Origin of the sequence: Kurthia senegalensis, assembly GCF_000285595.1 — a bacterium.
Classification (GTDB): Bacteria; Bacillota; Bacilli; order Bacillales_A; family Planococcaceae; genus Kurthia; species Kurthia senegalensis.
The window spans coordinates 44,499-63,030 of sequence record NZ_HE611068.1 but is presented as its reverse complement, the minus strand read 5'-3'; the positions used below and the strand labels follow the sequence as shown (position 1 = coordinate 63,030).

Here is an 18,532-nt window from a genome sequence, read left to right as displayed (position 1 = left end):
GCATAGATTTTATATTTTCACGTAAACAAAAAACGAAGGATGCGGGGAATCCTTCGTTTCACTGTACTACGGTTGTAGCGTATATGTTTTCGGATGAGCAATTGATTTTTCATGGACATCATAAACGGGGGTCGTTTGGACTGTCCATTTGTTTTCTTCCGGGTCAATGATGTAGCCGATGTTGCCTTGTTTCGTTTCACCGGGATTTATTTTTCCGGTTACATCATCCAAATAAATATCACGTTCATACGTTTGTATGCCATGAGTCGATTCGATTTGCGCAACAGGGGAAAAGACGACCGGTTCTTTTCCTTCATTTTTAATCGTTACGAATGCTTTCACAATGCTAAATTCCGTCTCTTCGGTCAACATGTGAAAGTAGTCCATCATACTGTAGTCGGGCTCAAGCGTCATGCGCTTCGTGTCATGAACAGTCAGCGTAACGTCTGCGATATGAATCGTTTCGGTTTGGAAATTCGCTGCCTCTAATGTTAGAAAGCCTTTTTCTGCTTGCAATGTATCGCCTATTTTCGTCAGCGTTCGGTCATCTGGAATCTGGGGATTTCCGTCATACGTTTTTGCATACGACGTATCAATTTCGGCAGTCGCTTTCGGTTCATTTTGCTGACAGCCTGTAAGCAGCAATAAAGCGGTCACACAAAGAAGAAGTAATGGGCGCATTAGTGCGAGCCCTCTGTCATTTGTGCATCATGAATGACCGTTTTTGTTTTGGATTTTTGTTCGAGTAATTTGAAGATGAGCTTCGCTTGGTCTGTATTATCGATTTGACCTGCAAAATCTGACGCATGTGGACCATAAGCATACACATTCACATCTTCACCCGTATGCCCACCAGTCGTCCAACCCGTATTGGAACGTTGATCGGCAATCGCTTCAATTGCATTATCAATCGTCGTTAATTTATTTGACGTAGCTGCTTGTTTGACGCTGTCGATTTCTTTATTCGTTAAATCGAGTTGAATGTATTGTTTTAATGCTTGTTCTACATTTGCTCCGTCTACAATTTGTTGAGCGATATAGTCAGGTGTTTTCGTAAAGGCTTTAATCGCTTCTGGTTTCCAATTGTAGTCACCACCAGCTGCAATAGAGAAACCGCCTGTTGAATGGTCAGCTGTTGCAACGACGAGGGTGTTTTTATCTTTTTTTGCGAAGGCAATGGCACGTTTAAATGCAGCATCGAAATCTGCCATTTCACTCATCGAACCGACGATGTCATTATCATGACCAGCCCAATCAATTTGGCTTCCTTCTATCATAAGGAAGAAGCCTTTTTTATTCGTTGAAAGTTGTTTCAAAGCGGCATCGGTCATATTGGCAAGGGAAGGGACGTCTGCTGAACGATCAATTTTTTTCGGGAGGCCGCCATCTGCAAATAAGCCGAGTAGCTGTCCTTTTTTATTTTTTGAAGGCTTTCTAAGTCCGTGACGTAGTTATAGCCTGCTTGCTTAAACTCTTTCGTTAGATCACGATTCGTTCGAACGAAGTTAGATTTACCGCCTCCGAGTAGTACGTCAATTTTGTGCTTTCCTTTGACGCGTTCGTCAAAATAATCATCTGCTATCGCATCCATATTTTTACGAGATTCATCGTGTGCACCAAATGCTGCTGGTGTTGCATGTGTAATTTCAGACGTCGCCACGAGTCCAGTTGATTTACCTAACTCTTTTGCGCGTTCGAGTACGGTTTTGACATTTTGACGATCATTGTCGACAGCGATGGCATTGTTATACGTTTTAACACCTGCTGACATAGCAGTGGCAGCAGAAGCTGAATCCGTTACATTTTGAGCTGGATCTTCTGGATAGGTCATTTGTTGTCCGATTAAATAACGGTCTAGTGTCGTTTGAGATACGAATTGTTTAGAAGGTGTATTTTGCAAATAGCGGTAAGCCGAAGTGTAGGAATTGCCCATTCCATCACCAATTAAGAAAATGATGTTTTGCGGTGTTTCTTTCTTTTTCGATTTTGCTTCGGCATCCTCATTTATTGCTGTGAATGCGGTGAAAGCAATGGCAGAACTTGCGACGAATGTCGTCCACTTTTTAGTCCAAGCGTGCATGTAAAAGCCTCCTTCAAATGGTATAACTTTACTTTAGTTGACGAATGTTAAGCGAGCATAGCGTTCATGTAAAGAAATATAAAGCGTATGTAAAGAAAGTGGCGGTTTGCACGTTCGTAAAATTTTGGAGAGCTTTTGAAATATGCTACACTACTAGTACTATGATTGAAGGAGTTTACACATGGCTATTTTAAAAAAAGAAGACGTAGAATTCATGCTGAAAGAAGCAGAAGAAGCATTAGTCCAATTAAAAGCAGGCGAATTGAACGCAATGACGACGGAGTTAATCGCTTTAACGACAGAACAAATCGAAGAATTAAAAGAAATGTTAGCGAACTTTTAATAAATATAGAGTACGAAAAAAGACATTCATGATTTAAATAAAATGGAACGGACCTAAAAATCTGAGACAACATAAAAAGGAAAAGACACTTTCAAAGGGATCAAATCTTTGGAAGTGTTTTTTGATGGAAAAAAATATTCATATGAAACAAAAATGAAAGTGATGAAGAGGAAGTTGGCACAAGTGCAGTGAAAGAAATGATGAACGTATGTGGGATTAAAAATGACAGTCAACTTTATCAATGGCTGAAGTGGTATAAAACAGGGGGTTACATTGTTTACAACAACTAATCGGTAAACAAGATCGTGTCGGAAAAGGACCGTTTGAAAAAGAATTAATTGGAACATTCCATGCCATGCCTAACGTTCGAAACATTTGATCTTGAAGGGCTTTTGAGAATAACAAATGACATTGTCGTTCAAAGCGTTCAAGCATATATCAACTACTGTAAGAATACTCGGATTTTAGCAAAGTAAAACCATCTTTCTCCAGTACAATACCGGAAAAAGATGGTTTAATAAAAATTTGACGGCGACTCCTAGGGGAAAAGCATGAGCAGAAGACCCCAGCAGTGAGCTTGCGAGCGAGGAGGCTTCTGCCATGCCCCAGGAAAGCGTCCGTCACATTTGGCTTAAAAGAAGCATCTTTTTCACTGTCTCACTTTCGTGGGTCAGTTCCAATCGTGCATGTCTTTTCTTATTGGCTAGGGTTTTGTCCCAGCTTCTTTTTTGTATTATGCCTGTTTTACAGCGAAGTAATTTTGTTCGTCATCTGCAAAGTTAAATACTGTACCGAATGGGAGAACAACGAGTTCGCCAACTGTGACGCCGTTATTTTGGAGCGTACCGTAAAGGGCACGAATATTATCTGTTTCAAACATAAGAGAAGGAGTGCCTAAATCTAGTTCAGGGGACATTTGCTCAATCGTTTGTTTATCGTGCAATACGAGTGACGTTTCAGCTTGTTCTGATGGCGCAATTTCAATAATGCGTAAGCCGTTTTCTGTCGTATCAGATTTTACGAAGAAACCTACTTTTTCTTCCCAAAATTGGCGTGCGGTTTGTTGATCGTTTACGTAAAGCATCACTTGATGTAATTTTTGAATCATCGAATCCCTCCTCATTTCATAAAATGAGCATACGGAATTTCTGAAAAGAAAGCAATAAAAAAAGGGAATGCAGAAGCATTTCCCTTTAATAGAGCGAACGATTCACTCTTTATTTTAAATCTGAGTTCGATTGTTTACTATTTTCTTGTGCAAATTCTTTCGCTGTCATGACGTCACTTACGTGAACATTCACTTCGACAACGTCTAAACCTGTCATGTATTTAATTTGGTCTTTCACGATTGACGCTACTTTTTTGAAAATAACGGGTGCGCTTTGACCATACTCTAAAATCACTTTTAAATCGACAGCTGTTTGTTTCTCACCTACATCAACAGAAACCCCTTTTGTTACGTTGTCGCCGCCACTGAAACGAGATGTGAAGCCACCTTTCATATCAAGAATTCCTTGTACTTCGCGTGCAGAGATACCAGCGATTTTTTCGATGACACTGTCGTCAAACGAAAGCGTATCTTTAAATACCGGTCCTTCATTTTTGTTTACACCTGTTTGGTCGTTATATTGTTTTTCAAAATTGTTATTTTCTGTCATTTTCCATCGCTCCTATCTAAATTTGTCAATAAATCTGAGGAAATCTTCCGTTCGATCTTTTGCATAACCTAAAACAAATCCAATGGCTGCCAAAACAATAACTAATATGGTTTTCCAAAAGCCGACTGTAATAAAGAGCACACCTATAATAATCATCGCGATGATGAGAAGGACGCGCCATTTATACTCCTTAAACCAGATGGCAAATGAATCGGATTTCAATGTGATCCCTCCCTATAACACGCGTTTTTTAACGGATTTTTGATCGAGGACATTAAGCTTAATATCCTGAACAGGCATCTCGCTAAAGTGTTCGGTTTGCGTCTTAATATCTTCCTTCAAGCTAGTCAATAAAGACTGAACGTTGTCGGTTTGTGCGACGAGCATGTCGACGCTAATGTCGATATAAGACATTTTCTTCTTCTGATACAATTTGGCTTTCACTGTAGGTTGGCGTATCGCATCATAGCGTTCAATCGTATGAAGGACAACTTTTTCGATGGATTTTTTGTTCATGTAAATTTCACCATCGTTGAACTTCAAATAAAGACCGCTCCTTTTGTGAGAAGGCTTCAATCCGAATATGACAAAGCCAAGTGCAATAAGTAGACCAACGATCGCACAAGCTAATAAAGTTGGTTCGAACCAGTTTTGCGCGAGCAAGTCTTCTTGGTATTGTCGTATGTTAGAATTGTCGACGTACAAAAAGGTGAATACACCGATTAGAGCAAGTAAAAAGAGGCCAAATAAAAAACTAATGAATCGTTTCATCTGTTCACCGCCTTTATTCGTGAAACTTAAAAGTGCTCTTATATCTCTTACCTTCTTTGTATGAAATTAAACGAAAATTTCTCTTAAATAATAAAAAATGTTAATTAATGACTTATTTCATGTAAAAATAAACATTTTTTTGAAAATGGTGAATCTTTTTTAGGACATACATCGTAAGAAACTACTAGCTGTCATTTCGCGTCTATATAAAAATGAAAAGGAACGAATTCTTTTCATGGTAAAATGAAATGACGAATTTATTATTGAGGTGACTTTACTTGGAAAAAAGGAAAAAACTGCTACTCGGTATTTTAATCCTTTCATTTATAGAAATTATTTATTTTTATTTTAGAGGAAAGCAGTATAACTGGATTAACGGATTAGGGGATATGGCGACATATGTAATCGTAGGGAACATCGTCTTTTTCATTGCGTATTTCGTTTTAATTGAACAGCAACAATTTCGTAAGAAAGACATTATGACGCTCGTTGCGTTCGCATTATTAGTAATTGCGCCGTTCATTTATGAGAAAGATATTCCGAAAGTAAATGTGGAAGATGCGCAAGCATTAATCGTACGCACAGAAGGCGGCAAAATCGTAAAAGATCGTGAATATAGCGATAAAATTGTTGATTATGATGGGACGGAAGTGTATTTAATGTCAGTTGAGAAAAAGGACGTCATCCATCGTTACGCATTTAATCCGTATACGGAAAAATATTATCCATTTTCAAATTAGGAGGTTTTTTTCATGACAGAACATTTATTTCACTTAACAGCACGTTGGCCGGGAGAGAGAAATGCGGTCGGGGATATTAACGCAGGGAATTTACAAACGAACGTGTCGATTCCGAAAGAGATGGACGGACCAGGCATTGGGACGAACCCAGATGAGATGCTACTCGGTGCCGCAGCGACGTGTTATATGATTACGTTAGCAGCGCTATTAGAACGTGCAAATATTCAAACGAATACGCAAACGTTGCAGTCGGTCGGAACGGTCGATGTGACGAATGGTGTGTTCACGTACAAAAAAATTGTGCACAAACCGACGATTGTGTTAATGCCTAATGCGACACCGGCTCAAATTGAACGTGCGAATCGCTTCGCAATCAAAGCGGAAGAAACGTGCATGATTAGTAAAGCGTTGCGAGGTAATGTACAATTAGAAGTGGAAGCAACAATTCAAGTAGCACCTGTTATTTAAAAAAGCAGACTGTCCTTTTTATTTGTGCACCGCACAGGATGAAGGGCAGTTTTTTAAAGGAGAAATTTTTATGCAACCACATATTTTACTCGTAGATGGAATGGCTTTACTGTTCCGTTCTTTCTATGCGACAGCACCGATGCGCCAATTCTTCCCGAAACAAGATGGTACACCGACGAACGGCGTTCAAGGTTTTGCACGCCACGTATTGAGCGCTCAAAATTTAATTCGCCCAACGCATATGGCCGTTTGTTGGGATATGGGCAGTCACACATTCCGAAATGAATTATTCGATGGCTACAAAGCAAATCGTACAGCACCCCCAGAAGAAATGCTGCCTCAATTTGATATGGCACGTGAAGTGTCTGAGATGATTGGCTGGAAAAACTTTGGTGTCAAAGGAATGGAAGCGGATGATTTAATCGGATCATTCGTAGAGCGCTGGAAAAACGATGCGCAAATTACAGTTGTGAGTGGCGATAAAGATTTATTACAACTCGTCAATCCGAATACGACAATCGCTTTAACGAAAAAAGGTTATACGGAATACAACCCGTACAACCAACAACGTTTTGAAGAAGAGTATGGCATTCAGCCTGCACAATTTGCAGACGTGAAAGCATTTATGGGCGATTCAAGTGACGGCTATCCAGGCGTGAAAGGAATCGGTCCGAAAACAGCTCTTTCACTAATTCAGCAATATGGTTCTGTTGACGGTGTATTAAATGCCATTTCAGAATTAAAACCAGGGCAACAAAAGAAAATTCAAGAAAATATCGAGATGCTGCAACTGTCATTACAATTAGCACGTATTAATACGGAAGTGCCAATTGAAACAACATTGAATGATTTGATTTTACCGACATGGACGCAAGAAAAATTAGCACTTCTTCGTCAAAACGAATATAAGTTGATTGCTAATCATGCCGTTTCAACATTCGGTTATTAGGCGTTATTTGTACGAATGTGAGCGCATGCGCATTGTGTAAATAATCGATTGTTTGTCGGCGGCTTTCTCGCGTTTTTGTGCCTAAGTCTTCTACGATTAATTGCAAGCGACCGTTCGCATCATATTCATACGCTACGAGCACAGTCCAATGATAATTGTACTGTGCTTTTTTATAGAAAAATGGCGTGAAATAGCGGTCAAATTTTAACGCGATGGGCTCACCTACGTCTAGTAATTCGGTTGCACGTCGACACGTTACTTTTTGAATCGTCCAACAGGGACCGAGTAATTTTCGCAGCCGACGGATTAATTGGAAAGCGAATAGTCCAATCGGCAACGTACCGAGCTGCTCATATAAGTGATTAATAGAAAAAGGACGCCCTTCATAGTAGTGCAAGATCGCTTCAACCGTCGTCGCACCGCAAGCAGAGGAGCGGTAGGCAGGGAGGACGCTTTTCGTATATTGAGAGTTCGCATAAAGTTTTTTCATCGTGTACCACCCTTTCAAAAATAAAAGTGTAAAGCGTATAAAAAATCTCGAAGTCCTTGAGGATTTCGAGATTTCTTTATGAATGTGTAACGGATTAAGCTTGTGCGTCTAAGAAATCTGTTACTTGTTCTGGAGATTTAGCATTGGCACTATGTAAGTGACCTACTTTTTCGCCGTTTTTGAATACTGCAAGTGTTGGGATTCCCATTACTTCGTATTTTTCAGCAAGTTCAGGTAGTTCATCACGGTTTAATTCATACCAAGTGTATTTATTATATTTTTCGATGATTGGATCGATGAACATGTTCATGCGTGTGCAATCTGGGCACCAGCCAGCGTAAAATTTTACGATAACGTCCTCTTGTGATGTAATAATTTCGTTAAATTGTTCAACAGTAGTAATTGGTTGCATGTTGAATCCTCCTCATAAGTTCTACCTAGTAGTTTACACTGTTTTCAAAAAGACAGGAAGGAAGTTGCTCAAATAAAATAGAAGAAAGAAAAACTTTCTTTTTTCGTCAAATGAAATGATAGATGGAAAAGCTTACACACAAAGCTTTCATAAAGAAATAAAAATGATGAAGTAGAAAATATGACACTTTTTTAACGAAAAAACGTATTTTTGTATTGCATAAATTTTGGCAATCATGCTATATTGTATTTAGAAATTGAAGGCAAAATTTTTTTACAGATAAAATGAATGATTATTCATTCAAATTGGAAGGGGCGAATTGTTTTATGGTAAGACGTATTCAGAAAGTTGCGGTTATCGGATCAGGAGTGATGGGCTCTGGCATCGCGGCACACCTAGCGAATTGTGGATTTGAAACGATTTTATTTGATATCGTACCAAATCAATTAACAGCGGCTGAGGAAAAAGCAGGATTAACGCTTGAATCAAAAGCGGTACGCAATCGATTTGTAGATAGTGCAATGAAGAAACTCTTAAAGCAAAAACCAGCACCACTTACTACGAAGAGAAGCTTAGCAAAAATTTCAACAGGTAACTTAGAAGATGATTTGAAAAAACTTGGGGAAGTTGATTGGATCATCGAAGTTGTAACAGAAAATTTAGCAATCAAACAATCACTCTTTGAAAAAGTGGAATCTGTGCGTAAGCCAGGAACAATTGTTACGTCGAATACTTCAGGTATTAGTATCGATGCAATGGCAGAAGGTCGTTCAGAAGATTTCCAAAAGCATTTCTTAGGAACGCATTTCTTCAACCCGCCACGTTATTTAAAATTATTGGAAGTGATTCCTTCAAAATATACGGACCCAGAAGTGCTTGAGTACATTGTAAAATTCGGTGAAGATGAAATCGGTAAAGGCGTTGTCGTTGCAAAAGACACGCCAAACTTTATCGGTAATCGTATCGGTACGTACGGCTTAATGGTGACGCTACAAGTAATGCGCGACAAAGGATTCTCTGTTGGTGAAATAGACTCTGTTACGGGTCCATTAATCGGTCGTCCTAAATCAGCGACACTTCGTACGTTAGACGTTGTCGGATTAGATACGTTCGTACACGTTGCACGCAATGTGTATGACAATACGACAGGCGAAGAACAAAAAGTATTCGAAGTACCTGATTACTTATTAAAAATGGTTGAAAACGGTTGGTTAGGTGCAAAATCTGGTCAAGGTTTCTTCTTGAAAAAAGGAAAAGAAATTTTAGAACTAGATGTAGATTCATTTGAATACGTAGAACGTAAACAATTGAATACACCTTCAATCGCATTTGCGAAGCAACAAAAAGGTTTGAGCAATCGCGTGAAATCGTTAGTGTATGCGGAAGATCGTACAGGTGAGTTACTTTGGAATATCATTGCGCCGACACTTCTTTACTCAGCAGAGCTAACAGGTGAAATTTCAGATCATATTGTCGGCATCGACCAAGCGATGAAATGGGGCTTCGGTTGGACGCAAGGACCATTTGAATTATGGGATGCAATCGGTGTAACGAAATCGGTTGCACGTTTAACAGCAGAAGGAAAAGAAATTCCAGCCATCGTCAACGCATTGTTAGATAAAGGGTACGATTCTTTCTATACGAAAATTGATGACGAACTGCACTACTTCGACGGCACAGATTACGTGAAAGTACCACGTAATGAAAAAGCAATCGACTTAGCAACATACAAGAAGAAAAATGGCGTATTAAAACAAAATGCAGGCGCAAGCGTGATTGACTTCGGCGATGGCGTACTACTTCTTGAATTTACATCGAAATCAAATTCTTTAGGAATGGATACGATGCAAATGCTCAACTACGCAATCGACTTATTAGACCAAACGGATGACTTCGTTGGGCTTGTAATCGGCAACCAAAGTAAAAACTTCTCGGTTGGTGCGAACTTAGCAATGATTTTAATGGAAGCGGAAGATGATAATTTCTTCGAGCTACAATCGATTGTACATGGCTTCCAACAAGGAACACTTCGCATGAAGTATAGCCGTAAACCAATCGTTGCAGCACCGTATAATATGACATTAGGTGGCGGCGCGGAAGTTTGTTTAGCTGCTTCGCATATCCAAGCGTCATCTGAGACGTATATGGGCTTAGTAGAAGTCGGCGTTGGTGTCATCCCAGGTGGTGGCGGTAACAAAGAATTGTACATGAAACAATTACAAGGATTACCGAAAGGCATCAACTTTGATTTACAAAACATCGTAAACAAAACGTTTGAAACGATTGCGATGGCGAAAGTGTCGATGTCTGCGGAAGAAGCACGTGATAACAACTTCTTAAACTTTGTAGACGGTGTAAGCGTGAATCCAGATCACTTATTATACGATGCGAAACAAGCAGTTCTTGGCTTAGTGCAAGCAGGATATCAACCACCAACTCGTGAGAAAATTCCAGTTGTCGGAGAGCCAGGTTATGCCGCGTTATTATTAGGCGCAGAAGGATTAGCAAACTCAGGTTATGCTTCAGAATACGACGTTGAAATTGCGAAAAAATTAGCATTCGTTTTAGCAGGTGGTCTCGTACCATACGGAACACTTGTTGATGAACAATATTTATTAGATTTAGAGCGTGAGGCATTTATCGATCTTGTGAAGAGCCAACGCACACAACAACGTATGCAACATATGCTAGTCAAAGGGAAACCATTACGTAACTAATAAACGTTCAAATAAGGGGGATTCGAATATGCGTGAAGCTGTTATTGTGGCAGGTGCTCGTACACCCGTCGGTAAAGCAGGAAGAGGTTCATTAAAAACAGTACGTCCAGACGATTTAGGCGCTTTAGTCGTAAAAGAAACGTTAAAACGTGCGAACTACTCAGGTGAAATTGATGATTTAATTATCGGTTGTGCGATGCCAGAAGCAGAGCAAGGCATGAACATTGCACGAAATATCGGAGCGCTTGCGGGATTACCAGATACGACACCAGCTGTAACGGTCAATCGTTTCTGTTCATCAGGTTTACAAACGATTGCACAAGCGGCAGAAAGTATTATGCTCGGTCATGCAAAAGCGGTCATTGCAGGTGGTACGGAGTCGATGACGATGGTTCCAATGATGGGACATGTCGTACGTCCAAACGTGAAGCTTGCAGAAGAAGCACCACAGTATTATACGAGCATGGGGCATACAGCAGAGAACGTAGCAGTGAAATATAGCGTAACGCGTGAAGAGCAAGATGCTTTCGCTGTACGCTCACATGAAAATGCGATTCGTGCGATTCAAGAAGGTCGTTTCAATGATCAAATTGTGCCAGTCAATGTGACGCAGCGCTCAGTAGACGATGAAAATAAATTAAAAGAGAAGAAATTCGAATTTAAAATGGACGAGGGGATTCGTCCTGGAACGACAGTAGAAACGTTATCGAAATTACGCCCAGCGTTTAACGTACGCGGTAGTGTAACAGCGGGGAACGCTTCACAAACTTCTGATGGTGCGGCGGCTGTTCTCGTAATGGACCGTGAATATGCAGAAGAACAAGGTCTTGCACCAATGGCGAAGTTTTTAGGCTTTGCAGTTGGCGGCGTACCACCAGAAATCATGGGGATTGGCCCGATTGTTGCTGTACCGAAAGCATTGAAAATTGCTGGTTTATCAATCGAGGACATTGATTTATGGGAAATTAACGAAGCGTTCGCTTCACAATCGATTCAAGTTGTAAAAGAACTTGGCATCGATCTTGAAAAAGTGAATGTGAATGGTGGAGCGATTGCTTTAGGGCATCCACTAGGTGCAACAGGTTCAATTTTAACGTTGAAACTAATTCACGAATTAAAACGCCAAGGTAAAAAATATGGGGTCGTTACGATGTGTATCGGTGGCGGTATGGGCGCAGCAGGCGTCTTTGAAGTACTGTAAATAACGCAACAAAGGGATATGAAATGAACATAAATGGGAGGAATTATAATGACTGAAAACACTGCAAACATCATCAAGGGCGGAAGCTTTTTAACGGAAGAAGTAGATATTAATCGCGTATTCACACCAGAAGATTTTACAGATGAGCATAAAATGATTGCCAAAACGACAGAGGATTACGTAAAAAATGATGTCGTTCCATTAATTCCAAATTTAGAAAATCATGAGTTTGAGCATTCTGTGAAGCTACTGAAAAAAGCTGGGGAGCTTGGTTTATTAGCCGCAGACGTTCCAGAAGAATACGAAGGTTTAGGTTTAGATAAAATTGCTTCTGCTTTAATTACAGAAAAAATGGCGGTTGTCGGGGGCTTCTCTATTACACACGGCGCACACGTTGGGATCGGTTCATTACCAATCGTATTATTTGGTAACGATGATCAAAAATCACGCTACCTTCCAAAACTAGCTTCTGGTGAGTTAATCGCAGCATACGCATTAACAGAACCAGGTTCAGGTAGTGATGCACTAGGCGCTAAAACGACTGCTCGTTTAAATGAAGCAGGCACACACTACGTATTAAATGGTGAGAAACAATGGATTACAAACTCTGGTTTTGCGGACGTATTCGTCGTATACGCAAAAATTGACGGAGATAAATTCACAGCGTTTATCGTAGAAGGTGCGTATGATGGCGTATCTACTGGTGCAGAAGAGAAGAAAATGGGGATTAAATCTTCATCTACACGTACGTTGATTTTACAAGACGTAGAAGTGCCAGTTGAAAACTTATTAGGTGAAGTTGGGCGTGGTCACGTAATCGCATTCAACATTTTAAATATCGGTCGTTACAAACTAGGTGTAGGTACAATCGGTTCGTCTAAACATGCATTAGACATTACGATTAAATATGTGAATGAGCGTAAACAATTCAACACACCAATTTCTTCATTCAACTTAACGAAAGAAAAATTAGCGAATATGGCAGCGCAAATTTATGCATCAGAATCACTAATTTATCGTACAGTTGGTTACTTTGAAGATAATATGGGGCGCTTCTCTGACGAAGAGAAGAAAGACGGTCGCAAAATTGCAGAAGCGATTGCAGAATATGCGATTGAATGTTCAATTAACAAAGTATTCGGTTCTGAAGTGTTAGATTACGTAGCGGATGAAGCGGTTCAATTACACGGTGGTTACGGCTACATGCAAGAATACGAAGTAGAACGTATTTACCGCGACTCACGTATTAACCGTATTTTTGAAGGTACGAATGAAATTAACCGTTTAATCGTACCGGGTACGTTCATGAAGAAAGCAATGAAAGGCGAGCTTCCTCTATTAGAACAAGCACAAGCGTTACAACAAGAAATTTTAACGATGGTGCCAGAAGAAATTTCAGATGAGCCACTAGCACAAGAAAAATATCTTGTGAAAATGGCGAAAAAAGTAGCGCTTCTTGCTGCTGGTACAGCCGCTCTCAAATACGGCAACGAGCTAGAAAAAGAACAAGAGATTTTAGTGAATATCGCAAACATCGCGAACCAATTATTCGCAATGGAATCAGCTGTGTTACGTACACAAAAAGCTGTTGACCGTGATGGCGCTGAAAAAGCAGCACAAAAAATCTTGTACACAGAAGTGTTCAGCCAAGATGCATTCGAAACGATCCTTGCAGAAGCACGTGATACGTTAGTTAACTCCTCTTCAGGTGACAACCAACGTATGATGCTTTCAGCGTTACGTAAGTTCGGTCGTTATTCACCGAAGAAAACAATTCGCCTTAAACGCCAAGCAGCTGATGCGTTAATCGCTGCAGAGAAATTCTTCGTATAAGGAGCGTTATTCCATAGTAACGTGCCAGTTTGTGTCAAACATCGGGTAAGGAAGTAAGAGGCTTTACCCGGTGCATACTACACAAATACTCCCATATACTGTAGAAATGTAAAAGGGGAGGTAAGACGTAGTGGGTGCGTCTTACCTTCTTTTTTATATCGTCATATGAAGCTCATAAAAATAACTTTGAATGATGTCCTAATACAATTTGCAAAGGCCTTCATTTGTTTATACAATAGAGGAAATAACAAGGAGGCGAATGATGTTCTATGACGATTCAAGTTTATCATTATCCGAAATGTACGACGTGTAAAAAAGCGCTAAAATGGTTCAAAGATGCGGATATTGCAGCCGAGGCACATGATATTACAACGGAGACACCGACGAAAGAACAGTTGCGCCAATTTTACGCACAAAGTGGCGTACCGTTAAAAAAATTCTTTAATACGTCGGGTATGAAATACCGTGAGTTACAATTGAAAGATCGCCTGCCAGAAATGTCAGAAGACGAACAATTAACACTTTTTAGCTTCAGATGGTATGTTAATTAAACGTCCACTCACTACGGACGGTAAAAACGTTACTTTAGGCTTTAAAGAACAAGAATTCGAAGATAAATGGAAATAGACTGTCTTTTATAGACGGGCATCAAATACCTTAAAAACGAAAATTGAAGAGGTATGACTTCATTAAAGTTCGGAAATTGTCTTGAAAAATGGAAAAAAACATGACACAATAAATATGAAATTACATACAAACGGAGGGAATTAAACAATGAGCATTCCAACAAATTTACGTTACACAGAAGATCATGAATGGGTTAAAGTTGAAGGCGGTAAAGCAGTAGTCGGTATTACAGAATTCGCACAATCAGAACTAGGCGATATCGTGTTCGTAGAATTACCAGCAGTAGGCGATGAAATCGGTGCAGGCGAATCATTCGGTAGTGTGGAATCTGTAAAAACCGTTTCAGAATTATACTTACCTGTAGCTGGTAAAGTTATCGAAATCAACGAAGATTTAGAAGACAGCCCAGAACTAGTAAACGAATCTCCATACGAAAAAGCATGGATGGTCGTAATTGAATTAGCAAATGAAGCAGACGTTGATGAATTATTAACAGCTGACCAATATAAAGACGCAATCGCTGAATAATTTGAGCAATTACGTGCAGTTAAAAAAACCGTAGCCCGTTGTGGCTGCGGTTTTTTCATCTTATAAGCACAATATTTTAAGCAAACGACAAGTTAGGTTATGATAAGGGAAAGGAATACGCGTTAGGAGAGATATGATGGTGATCGAACAAGTATTATTCGTAGAAGGCAGACAAGACAAACTGCAAATCTTGCCTGTGTTGGATGAACCGATTGAAATTGTTTGTACGAATGGTACGGTGAGTGCAAGTCGTTTAGAAGAGCTTCTAGCACCGTATGAAGGCTGTGACTTGTACGTATTGTTTGATGCAGATGAATCCGGTGAGAAGTCTCGAAAGCTCATGAAACGAGTAGAGCCGAATGCGATTCATCTTTATACGCGCAGAGAATACAAACAAGTAGAGCATACGCCGCGTAACTATTTAGCGCATATTTTAGCAGCAGAAGGTTTTGCTGTGAAAGCAGCTTATTTACTTTAAAGAAGGACTGACATACATGGAAGATTGGACGAGAGAACAGTGGGAAGAACAAATGGCGTCGCATGAAAGAACGGCATTTTATTTATATACGCCGATGTGTGGTACGTGTGCAGTCGCATCAAAATTAATGGACGTAACGCAACAAATTCTTCCTCAAATCCCAATGGGGAAAGCAAACTTGAATTTTATCGAACAAATTGCATATGATTATCAAATTGAAAGTGTCCCGTGTTTACTCATTTCGGAGAACGGGCAATTGAGAGAGAAAGTGTACGCATTTCAATCCGTACCAAATTTGTATGAAAAAATTTTAAATAAATCATTGACGATAAAATAAACTGGTGTTAAAGTAGGTACAACAAATAACTTAATAAAGAACTTATGTCGTTACTCTTATTTAGAGAGGTGGAGGGAAGTGCCCTTTGAAGCCCGGCAACCGTCGCAGTTTGCGATAAGGTGCCAATTCACACAAAGTTATTACTTTGGAAGATGAGAGAACGGTTTGACACGATATGTTAAACCTTTCTATTTTTCTTTTAAAATGGGAAGGTTTTTTTATTTTCAAAAATGTAGGTTTGAAGAGATTGCACGTTTTGAATACTTAAAATTCAGAAGATTGTGCAATGTCAGTAAAGGTGGAATGACAGTGATTCAGTTAGAAAATATTTCAAAACAATATAAAACAGCGAACGGCTCTCTCACAGCGGTAGATCAAGTAGATTTATCGATCCGAGATAAAGAAATCTTCGGCATTATCGGATACAGTGGCGCTGGAAAAAGTACGATGATACGCTTGCTTAACGGCTTAGAAAAACCGACATCTGGTAAAGTAACCGTCAACGACGTTATCATCTCTGAAGCGAGTGGCAAAGCCCTTCGAAATGCACGACACGATATTAGTATGGTGTTCCAACATTTCAACATTCTTTGGTCACGTACAGTAGAGGAGAACATTGCTTTTCCGTTAGAGATTGCGGGTGTTAAAAAAGCAGAACGTCAAAAACGCGTGCTCGAATTGATTCAGCTCGTCGGTTTAGAAGGACGGGAAAAAGCGTACCCTTCACAACTGTCTGGTGGTCAAAAACAACGTGTCGGCATCGCAAGAGCTTTAGCAAATAACCCAAAAGTTCTTCTTTGTGATGAAGCGACTTCAGCGCTTGACCCAGAAACGACCGATGCGATTTTAGATTTACTCGTAAACATTAACGAGAAGTTAGGACTGACAATCGTCTTAATTACACATGAAATGCACGTCATTCGTAAAATTTGTCATCGCGTAGCCGTGATGGAAAAAGGGAAGGTCGTCGAACAAGGAGATGTGTTGGACGTGTTCCAAAATCCACAAGCGCCGATTACGAAACGTTTCGTATCTCAAATTTCCGATTCAGGTACACAAAAAGATTCGATTGCTCAAATGGTTGCAGAATATAACCAAGGAAAATTAATTAAATTATTTTTCGTTGGCGCACAAGCAGAGCAACCTGTTATTACCGAGTTGATTCGTACATTTGCGGTAGACGTGAATATCGTACACGGGAACATTTCACCGACGAAGAGTGGCCCTTACGGAACGCTGATCGTCCAACTGACAGGTGCAGATCAAGATTTAAGTGACGCGATTGCATACTTAAACGAAAAAGGAATTAAATCGGAGGTGGTTAGTGATGTTGACTAAACTATTTCCAAACGTAGAGTGGGACACGATGTGGATCGCAGTGAAAGAAACACTTTACATGACGAGTATTTCAACAGTTTTAACCTTTATTATTGGATTAGCATTAGGGATTTTATTATTTTTAACGAGCCCACATCAACTTTGGGCAAACAAAATAGCTAACTGGTTAACAGGAGCAGTCGTTAATATTTTCCGCTCGATTCCATACATTATTTTAGTCATTATTTTAATTCCATTCACAAAATATTTAATGGGCACAATGTTAGGTGTGAACGGTGCATTACCAGCATTAATTATCGGAGCAGCACCTTTCTACGCACGTATGGTATTAATCGGATTACGCGAAATCGACAAAGGTGTTATTGAAGCGGCTCGTTCGATGGGTGCAAAAACGTGGACGATTATTACGAAAGTATTAATTCCAGAATCATTACCAGCACTCATTTCAGGTATTACAGTAACGGCGATTGCATTAGTCGGTTACACAGCGATGTCCGGTGTTATTGGCGCAGGTGGCTTAGGAAACTTAGCGTTCATCGAAGGATTCCAACGTAGTAAGAGCGATGTCACGCTTTGTGCAACCGTATTAATTTTAGTAATCGTCTTCGCCATTCAATTTGTCGGCGACTTTATTACAGCAAAAATTGATAAAAGATAACACTTCGGTGTATCGATATAAATATAAAGCGAAAAGGGGATTTTACATTATGAAAGCGTCAAAAAAATTAGTAGCAAGTTTATTAACAGCATCATTCGCATTAGGTTTAGCAGCATGTGGCTCAGATGATAGTTCATCAAGCAAAGATGGTGATACGAAATTAGTCGTTGGGGCTTCAAATGTACCTCACGCTGAAATTTTAGAAGAAGCGAAACCGATTCTTAAAAAAGAAGGTGTCGACTTAGAAGTTAAAACGTATCAAGATTACGTTTTACCGAACAAAAACTTAGCAGACGGTGAAATCGATGCGAACTACTTCCAACATCAACCGTACTTAGATCAACAATTAAAAGATAATCCAAAATACGATATCGTGAGTGCAGGTGGCATTCACGTAGAACCGATGGCTGTATACTCTAAAAAATATAAAAAATTAGATGAGTTACCAAATGGTGCGACAATCATCATTTCAAATTCAGTAGCAGAGCAAGGTCGTATTTTATCTTTACTTGAAGCGAATGGTTTGATTACGTTAAAAGAGGGCGTTGATAAAACAGCGGCAAGAATTAAAGATATCGACAAAAACCCTAAAAACATTAAAATCGAAGCGAAAGTTGCACCAGAAATGTTAGTACAAACGTACAACAATGATGAAAGCGATGCGATTGTCATCAATGCGAACTACGCACTTGATGCAGGGCTAAACCCTACGAAAGATTCAATCGCAATCGAAGATTCTAACTCTGATTACGTGAATGTCATTGCAGTAAATGCAAAAGATAAAGACAATGAAGCGATTAAAAAATTAGTAGACGTATTACATTCGAAAGAAATCCAAGACTTCATCTTAGAAGAATGGGACGGTTCAGTCGTTCCAGTTAATAAATAATCTTCATAAAAAAAG

The 18,532-nt window shown here is 39.7% G+C and carries 20 protein-coding genes, 2 pseudogenes and 1 riboswitch; of the genes and pseudogenes, 14 read left to right on the top strand and 8 right to left on the bottom strand.

Going from position 1 to position 18,532, the window contains the following annotated elements:
- Positions 1-66: 66 nt before the first annotated feature.
- Both KSHG_RS11865 and KSHG_RS16945 read right to left on the bottom strand, forming a co-directional pair.
- The gene (locus tag KSHG_RS11865; RefSeq protein ID WP_010306741.1) at positions 67-681 is read right to left on the bottom strand and encodes a DUF4352 domain-containing protein; all 615 of its coding nucleotides are present in this window, start codon (positions 679-681) and stop codon (positions 67-69) included.
- A pseudogene (locus KSHG_RS16945) lies at positions 681-2,080 on the bottom strand (alkaline phosphatase). The gene KSHG_RS11865 and the pseudogene KSHG_RS16945 overlap by 1 nt, the downstream one beginning before the upstream one ends.
- Before the next feature lie 181 nt (positions 2,081-2,261).
- Here KSHG_RS16945 and KSHG_RS18420 point away from each other — a divergent pair.
- Positions 2,262-2,423: a hypothetical protein gene (locus KSHG_RS18420; RefSeq protein ID WP_154646911.1), complete on the top strand. Its 162-nt coding sequence runs from the start codon at positions 2,262-2,264 to the stop codon at positions 2,421-2,423.
- A gap of 733 nt (positions 2,424-3,156) precedes the next feature.
- On the opposite strand, the gene KSHG_RS11850 is transcribed toward KSHG_RS18420, so the two are convergent.
- The 4 genes from KSHG_RS11850 to amaP all read right to left on the bottom strand — a co-directional run bounded on the left by KSHG_RS11850 (position 3,157) and on the right by amaP (position 4,852).
- Positions 3,157-3,531, bottom strand: coding sequence for a VOC family protein (locus tag KSHG_RS11850; protein ID WP_010306738.1), 375 nt, complete (start codon positions 3,529-3,531; stop codon positions 3,157-3,159).
- Positions 3,532-3,640: 109 nt separating this feature from the next.
- Entirely contained in the window at positions 3,641-4,081 is a 441-nt protein-coding gene (locus KSHG_RS11845) for an Asp23/Gls24 family envelope stress response protein (RefSeq protein WP_010306736.1), read from the bottom strand.
- Positions 4,082-4,093: 12 nt separating this feature from the next.
- Complete coding sequence (locus tag KSHG_RS11840) at positions 4,094-4,303, bottom strand: DUF2273 domain-containing protein (protein ID WP_010306733.1); 210 nt, start codon at positions 4,301-4,303, stop codon at positions 4,094-4,096.
- A 12-nt stretch (positions 4,304-4,315) separates the two neighbouring features.
- Positions 4,316-4,852: an alkaline shock response membrane anchor protein AmaP gene (gene amaP / locus KSHG_RS11835; RefSeq protein WP_010306730.1), complete on the bottom strand. Its 537-nt coding sequence runs from the start codon at positions 4,850-4,852 to the stop codon at positions 4,316-4,318.
- A gap of 278 nt (positions 4,853-5,130) precedes the next feature.
- On the opposite strand from amaP, the gene KSHG_RS11830 reads away from it, so the two are divergent.
- From KSHG_RS11830 to KSHG_RS11820, 3 genes are all read left to right on the top strand, one after another.
- Positions 5,131-5,592, top strand: coding sequence for a hypothetical protein (locus KSHG_RS11830; protein WP_010306726.1), 462 nt, complete (start codon positions 5,131-5,133; stop codon positions 5,590-5,592).
- 12 nt (positions 5,593-5,604) lie between these two features.
- A complete protein-coding gene (locus KSHG_RS11825; protein WP_010306723.1) occupies positions 5,605-6,060 on the top strand; it encodes an OsmC family protein in 456 nt (151 codons plus the stop codon).
- 70 nt (positions 6,061-6,130) lie between these two features.
- Positions 6,131-7,009 carry a 5'-3' exonuclease gene (locus KSHG_RS11820; protein WP_010306719.1) on the top strand — a complete coding sequence of 293 codons (879 nt, stop codon included), beginning with the start codon at positions 6,131-6,133 and terminating at the stop codon, positions 7,007-7,009.
- On the opposite strand, the gene KSHG_RS11815 is transcribed toward KSHG_RS11820, so the two are convergent.
- Together KSHG_RS11815 and KSHG_RS11810 are read right to left on the bottom strand one after the other, a co-directional pair.
- The gene (locus KSHG_RS11815; protein WP_010306715.1) at positions 6,978-7,499 is read right to left on the bottom strand and encodes a C39 family peptidase; all 522 of its coding nucleotides are present in this window, start codon (positions 7,497-7,499) and stop codon (positions 6,978-6,980) included. The two genes, KSHG_RS11820 and KSHG_RS11815, sit on opposite strands and share 32 nt — an antisense overlap.
- A 94-nt stretch (positions 7,500-7,593) precedes the next feature.
- Positions 7,594-7,911 (bottom strand): thioredoxin family protein, encoded by a 318-nt coding sequence (locus KSHG_RS11810; protein WP_010306711.1) that lies wholly within the window; start codon positions 7,909-7,911, stop codon positions 7,594-7,596.
- A gap of 326 nt (positions 7,912-8,237) precedes the next feature.
- Between KSHG_RS11810 and KSHG_RS11805 the strand changes: the two genes are divergently transcribed.
- The 10 genes and pseudogenes from KSHG_RS11805 to KSHG_RS11760 all read left to right on the top strand — a co-directional run bounded on the left by KSHG_RS11805 (position 8,238) and on the right by KSHG_RS11760 (position 18,517).
- A complete protein-coding gene (locus KSHG_RS11805; protein ID WP_010306708.1) occupies positions 8,238-10,628 on the top strand; it encodes a 3-hydroxyacyl-CoA dehydrogenase/enoyl-CoA hydratase family protein in 2,391 nt (796 codons plus the stop codon).
- A 28-nt stretch (positions 10,629-10,656) separates the two neighbouring features.
- Entirely contained in the window at positions 10,657-11,829 is a 1,173-nt protein-coding gene (locus tag KSHG_RS11800) for an acetyl-CoA C-acetyltransferase (RefSeq protein WP_010306704.1), read from the top strand.
- Between the two features lie 48 nt (positions 11,830-11,877).
- The gene (locus KSHG_RS11795; RefSeq protein WP_010306699.1) at positions 11,878-13,662 is read left to right on the top strand and encodes an acyl-CoA dehydrogenase family protein; all 1,785 of its coding nucleotides are present in this window, start codon (positions 11,878-11,880) and stop codon (positions 13,660-13,662) included.
- Positions 13,663-13,931: 269 nt separating this feature from the next.
- Positions 13,932-14,289: pseudogene (locus KSHG_RS16940) on the top strand (arsenate reductase family protein).
- 147 nt (positions 14,290-14,436) lie between these two features.
- Positions 14,437-14,817 carry a glycine cleavage system protein GcvH gene (gcvH, locus tag KSHG_RS11785; RefSeq protein ID WP_010306688.1) on the top strand — a complete coding sequence of 127 codons (381 nt, stop codon included), beginning with the start codon at positions 14,437-14,439 and terminating at the stop codon, positions 14,815-14,817.
- Between the two features lie 136 nt (positions 14,818-14,953).
- The gene (locus KSHG_RS11780; RefSeq protein WP_010306684.1) at positions 14,954-15,295 is read left to right on the top strand and encodes a toprim domain-containing protein; all 342 of its coding nucleotides are present in this window, start codon (positions 14,954-14,956) and stop codon (positions 15,293-15,295) included.
- A gap of 16 nt (positions 15,296-15,311) precedes the next feature.
- On the top strand, positions 15,312-15,632 hold the full coding sequence (locus KSHG_RS11775; RefSeq protein WP_010306681.1) for a thioredoxin family protein: 321 nt from the start codon (positions 15,312-15,314) through the stop codon (positions 15,630-15,632).
- Positions 15,633-15,685: 53 nt separating this feature from the next.
- Positions 15,686-15,791: riboswitch (SAM riboswitch) on the top strand.
- Between the two features lie 150 nt (positions 15,792-15,941).
- Positions 15,942-16,970, top strand: a complete 1,029-nt coding sequence (locus KSHG_RS11770; protein WP_010306678.1) for a methionine ABC transporter ATP-binding protein — start codon at positions 15,942-15,944, stop codon at positions 16,968-16,970.
- A complete protein-coding gene (locus KSHG_RS11765) occupies positions 16,960-17,628 on the top strand; it encodes a methionine ABC transporter permease (RefSeq protein ID WP_010306675.1) in 669 nt (222 codons plus the stop codon). Before KSHG_RS11770 ends, KSHG_RS11765 begins: the two co-directional genes overlap by 11 nt.
- A gap of 49 nt (positions 17,629-17,677) precedes the next feature.
- The gene (locus KSHG_RS11760) at positions 17,678-18,517 is read left to right on the top strand and encodes a MetQ/NlpA family ABC transporter substrate-binding protein (protein ID WP_010306671.1); all 840 of its coding nucleotides are present in this window, start codon (positions 17,678-17,680) and stop codon (positions 18,515-18,517) included.
- The last annotated feature ends 15 nt before the right edge of the window (positions 18,518-18,532 follow it).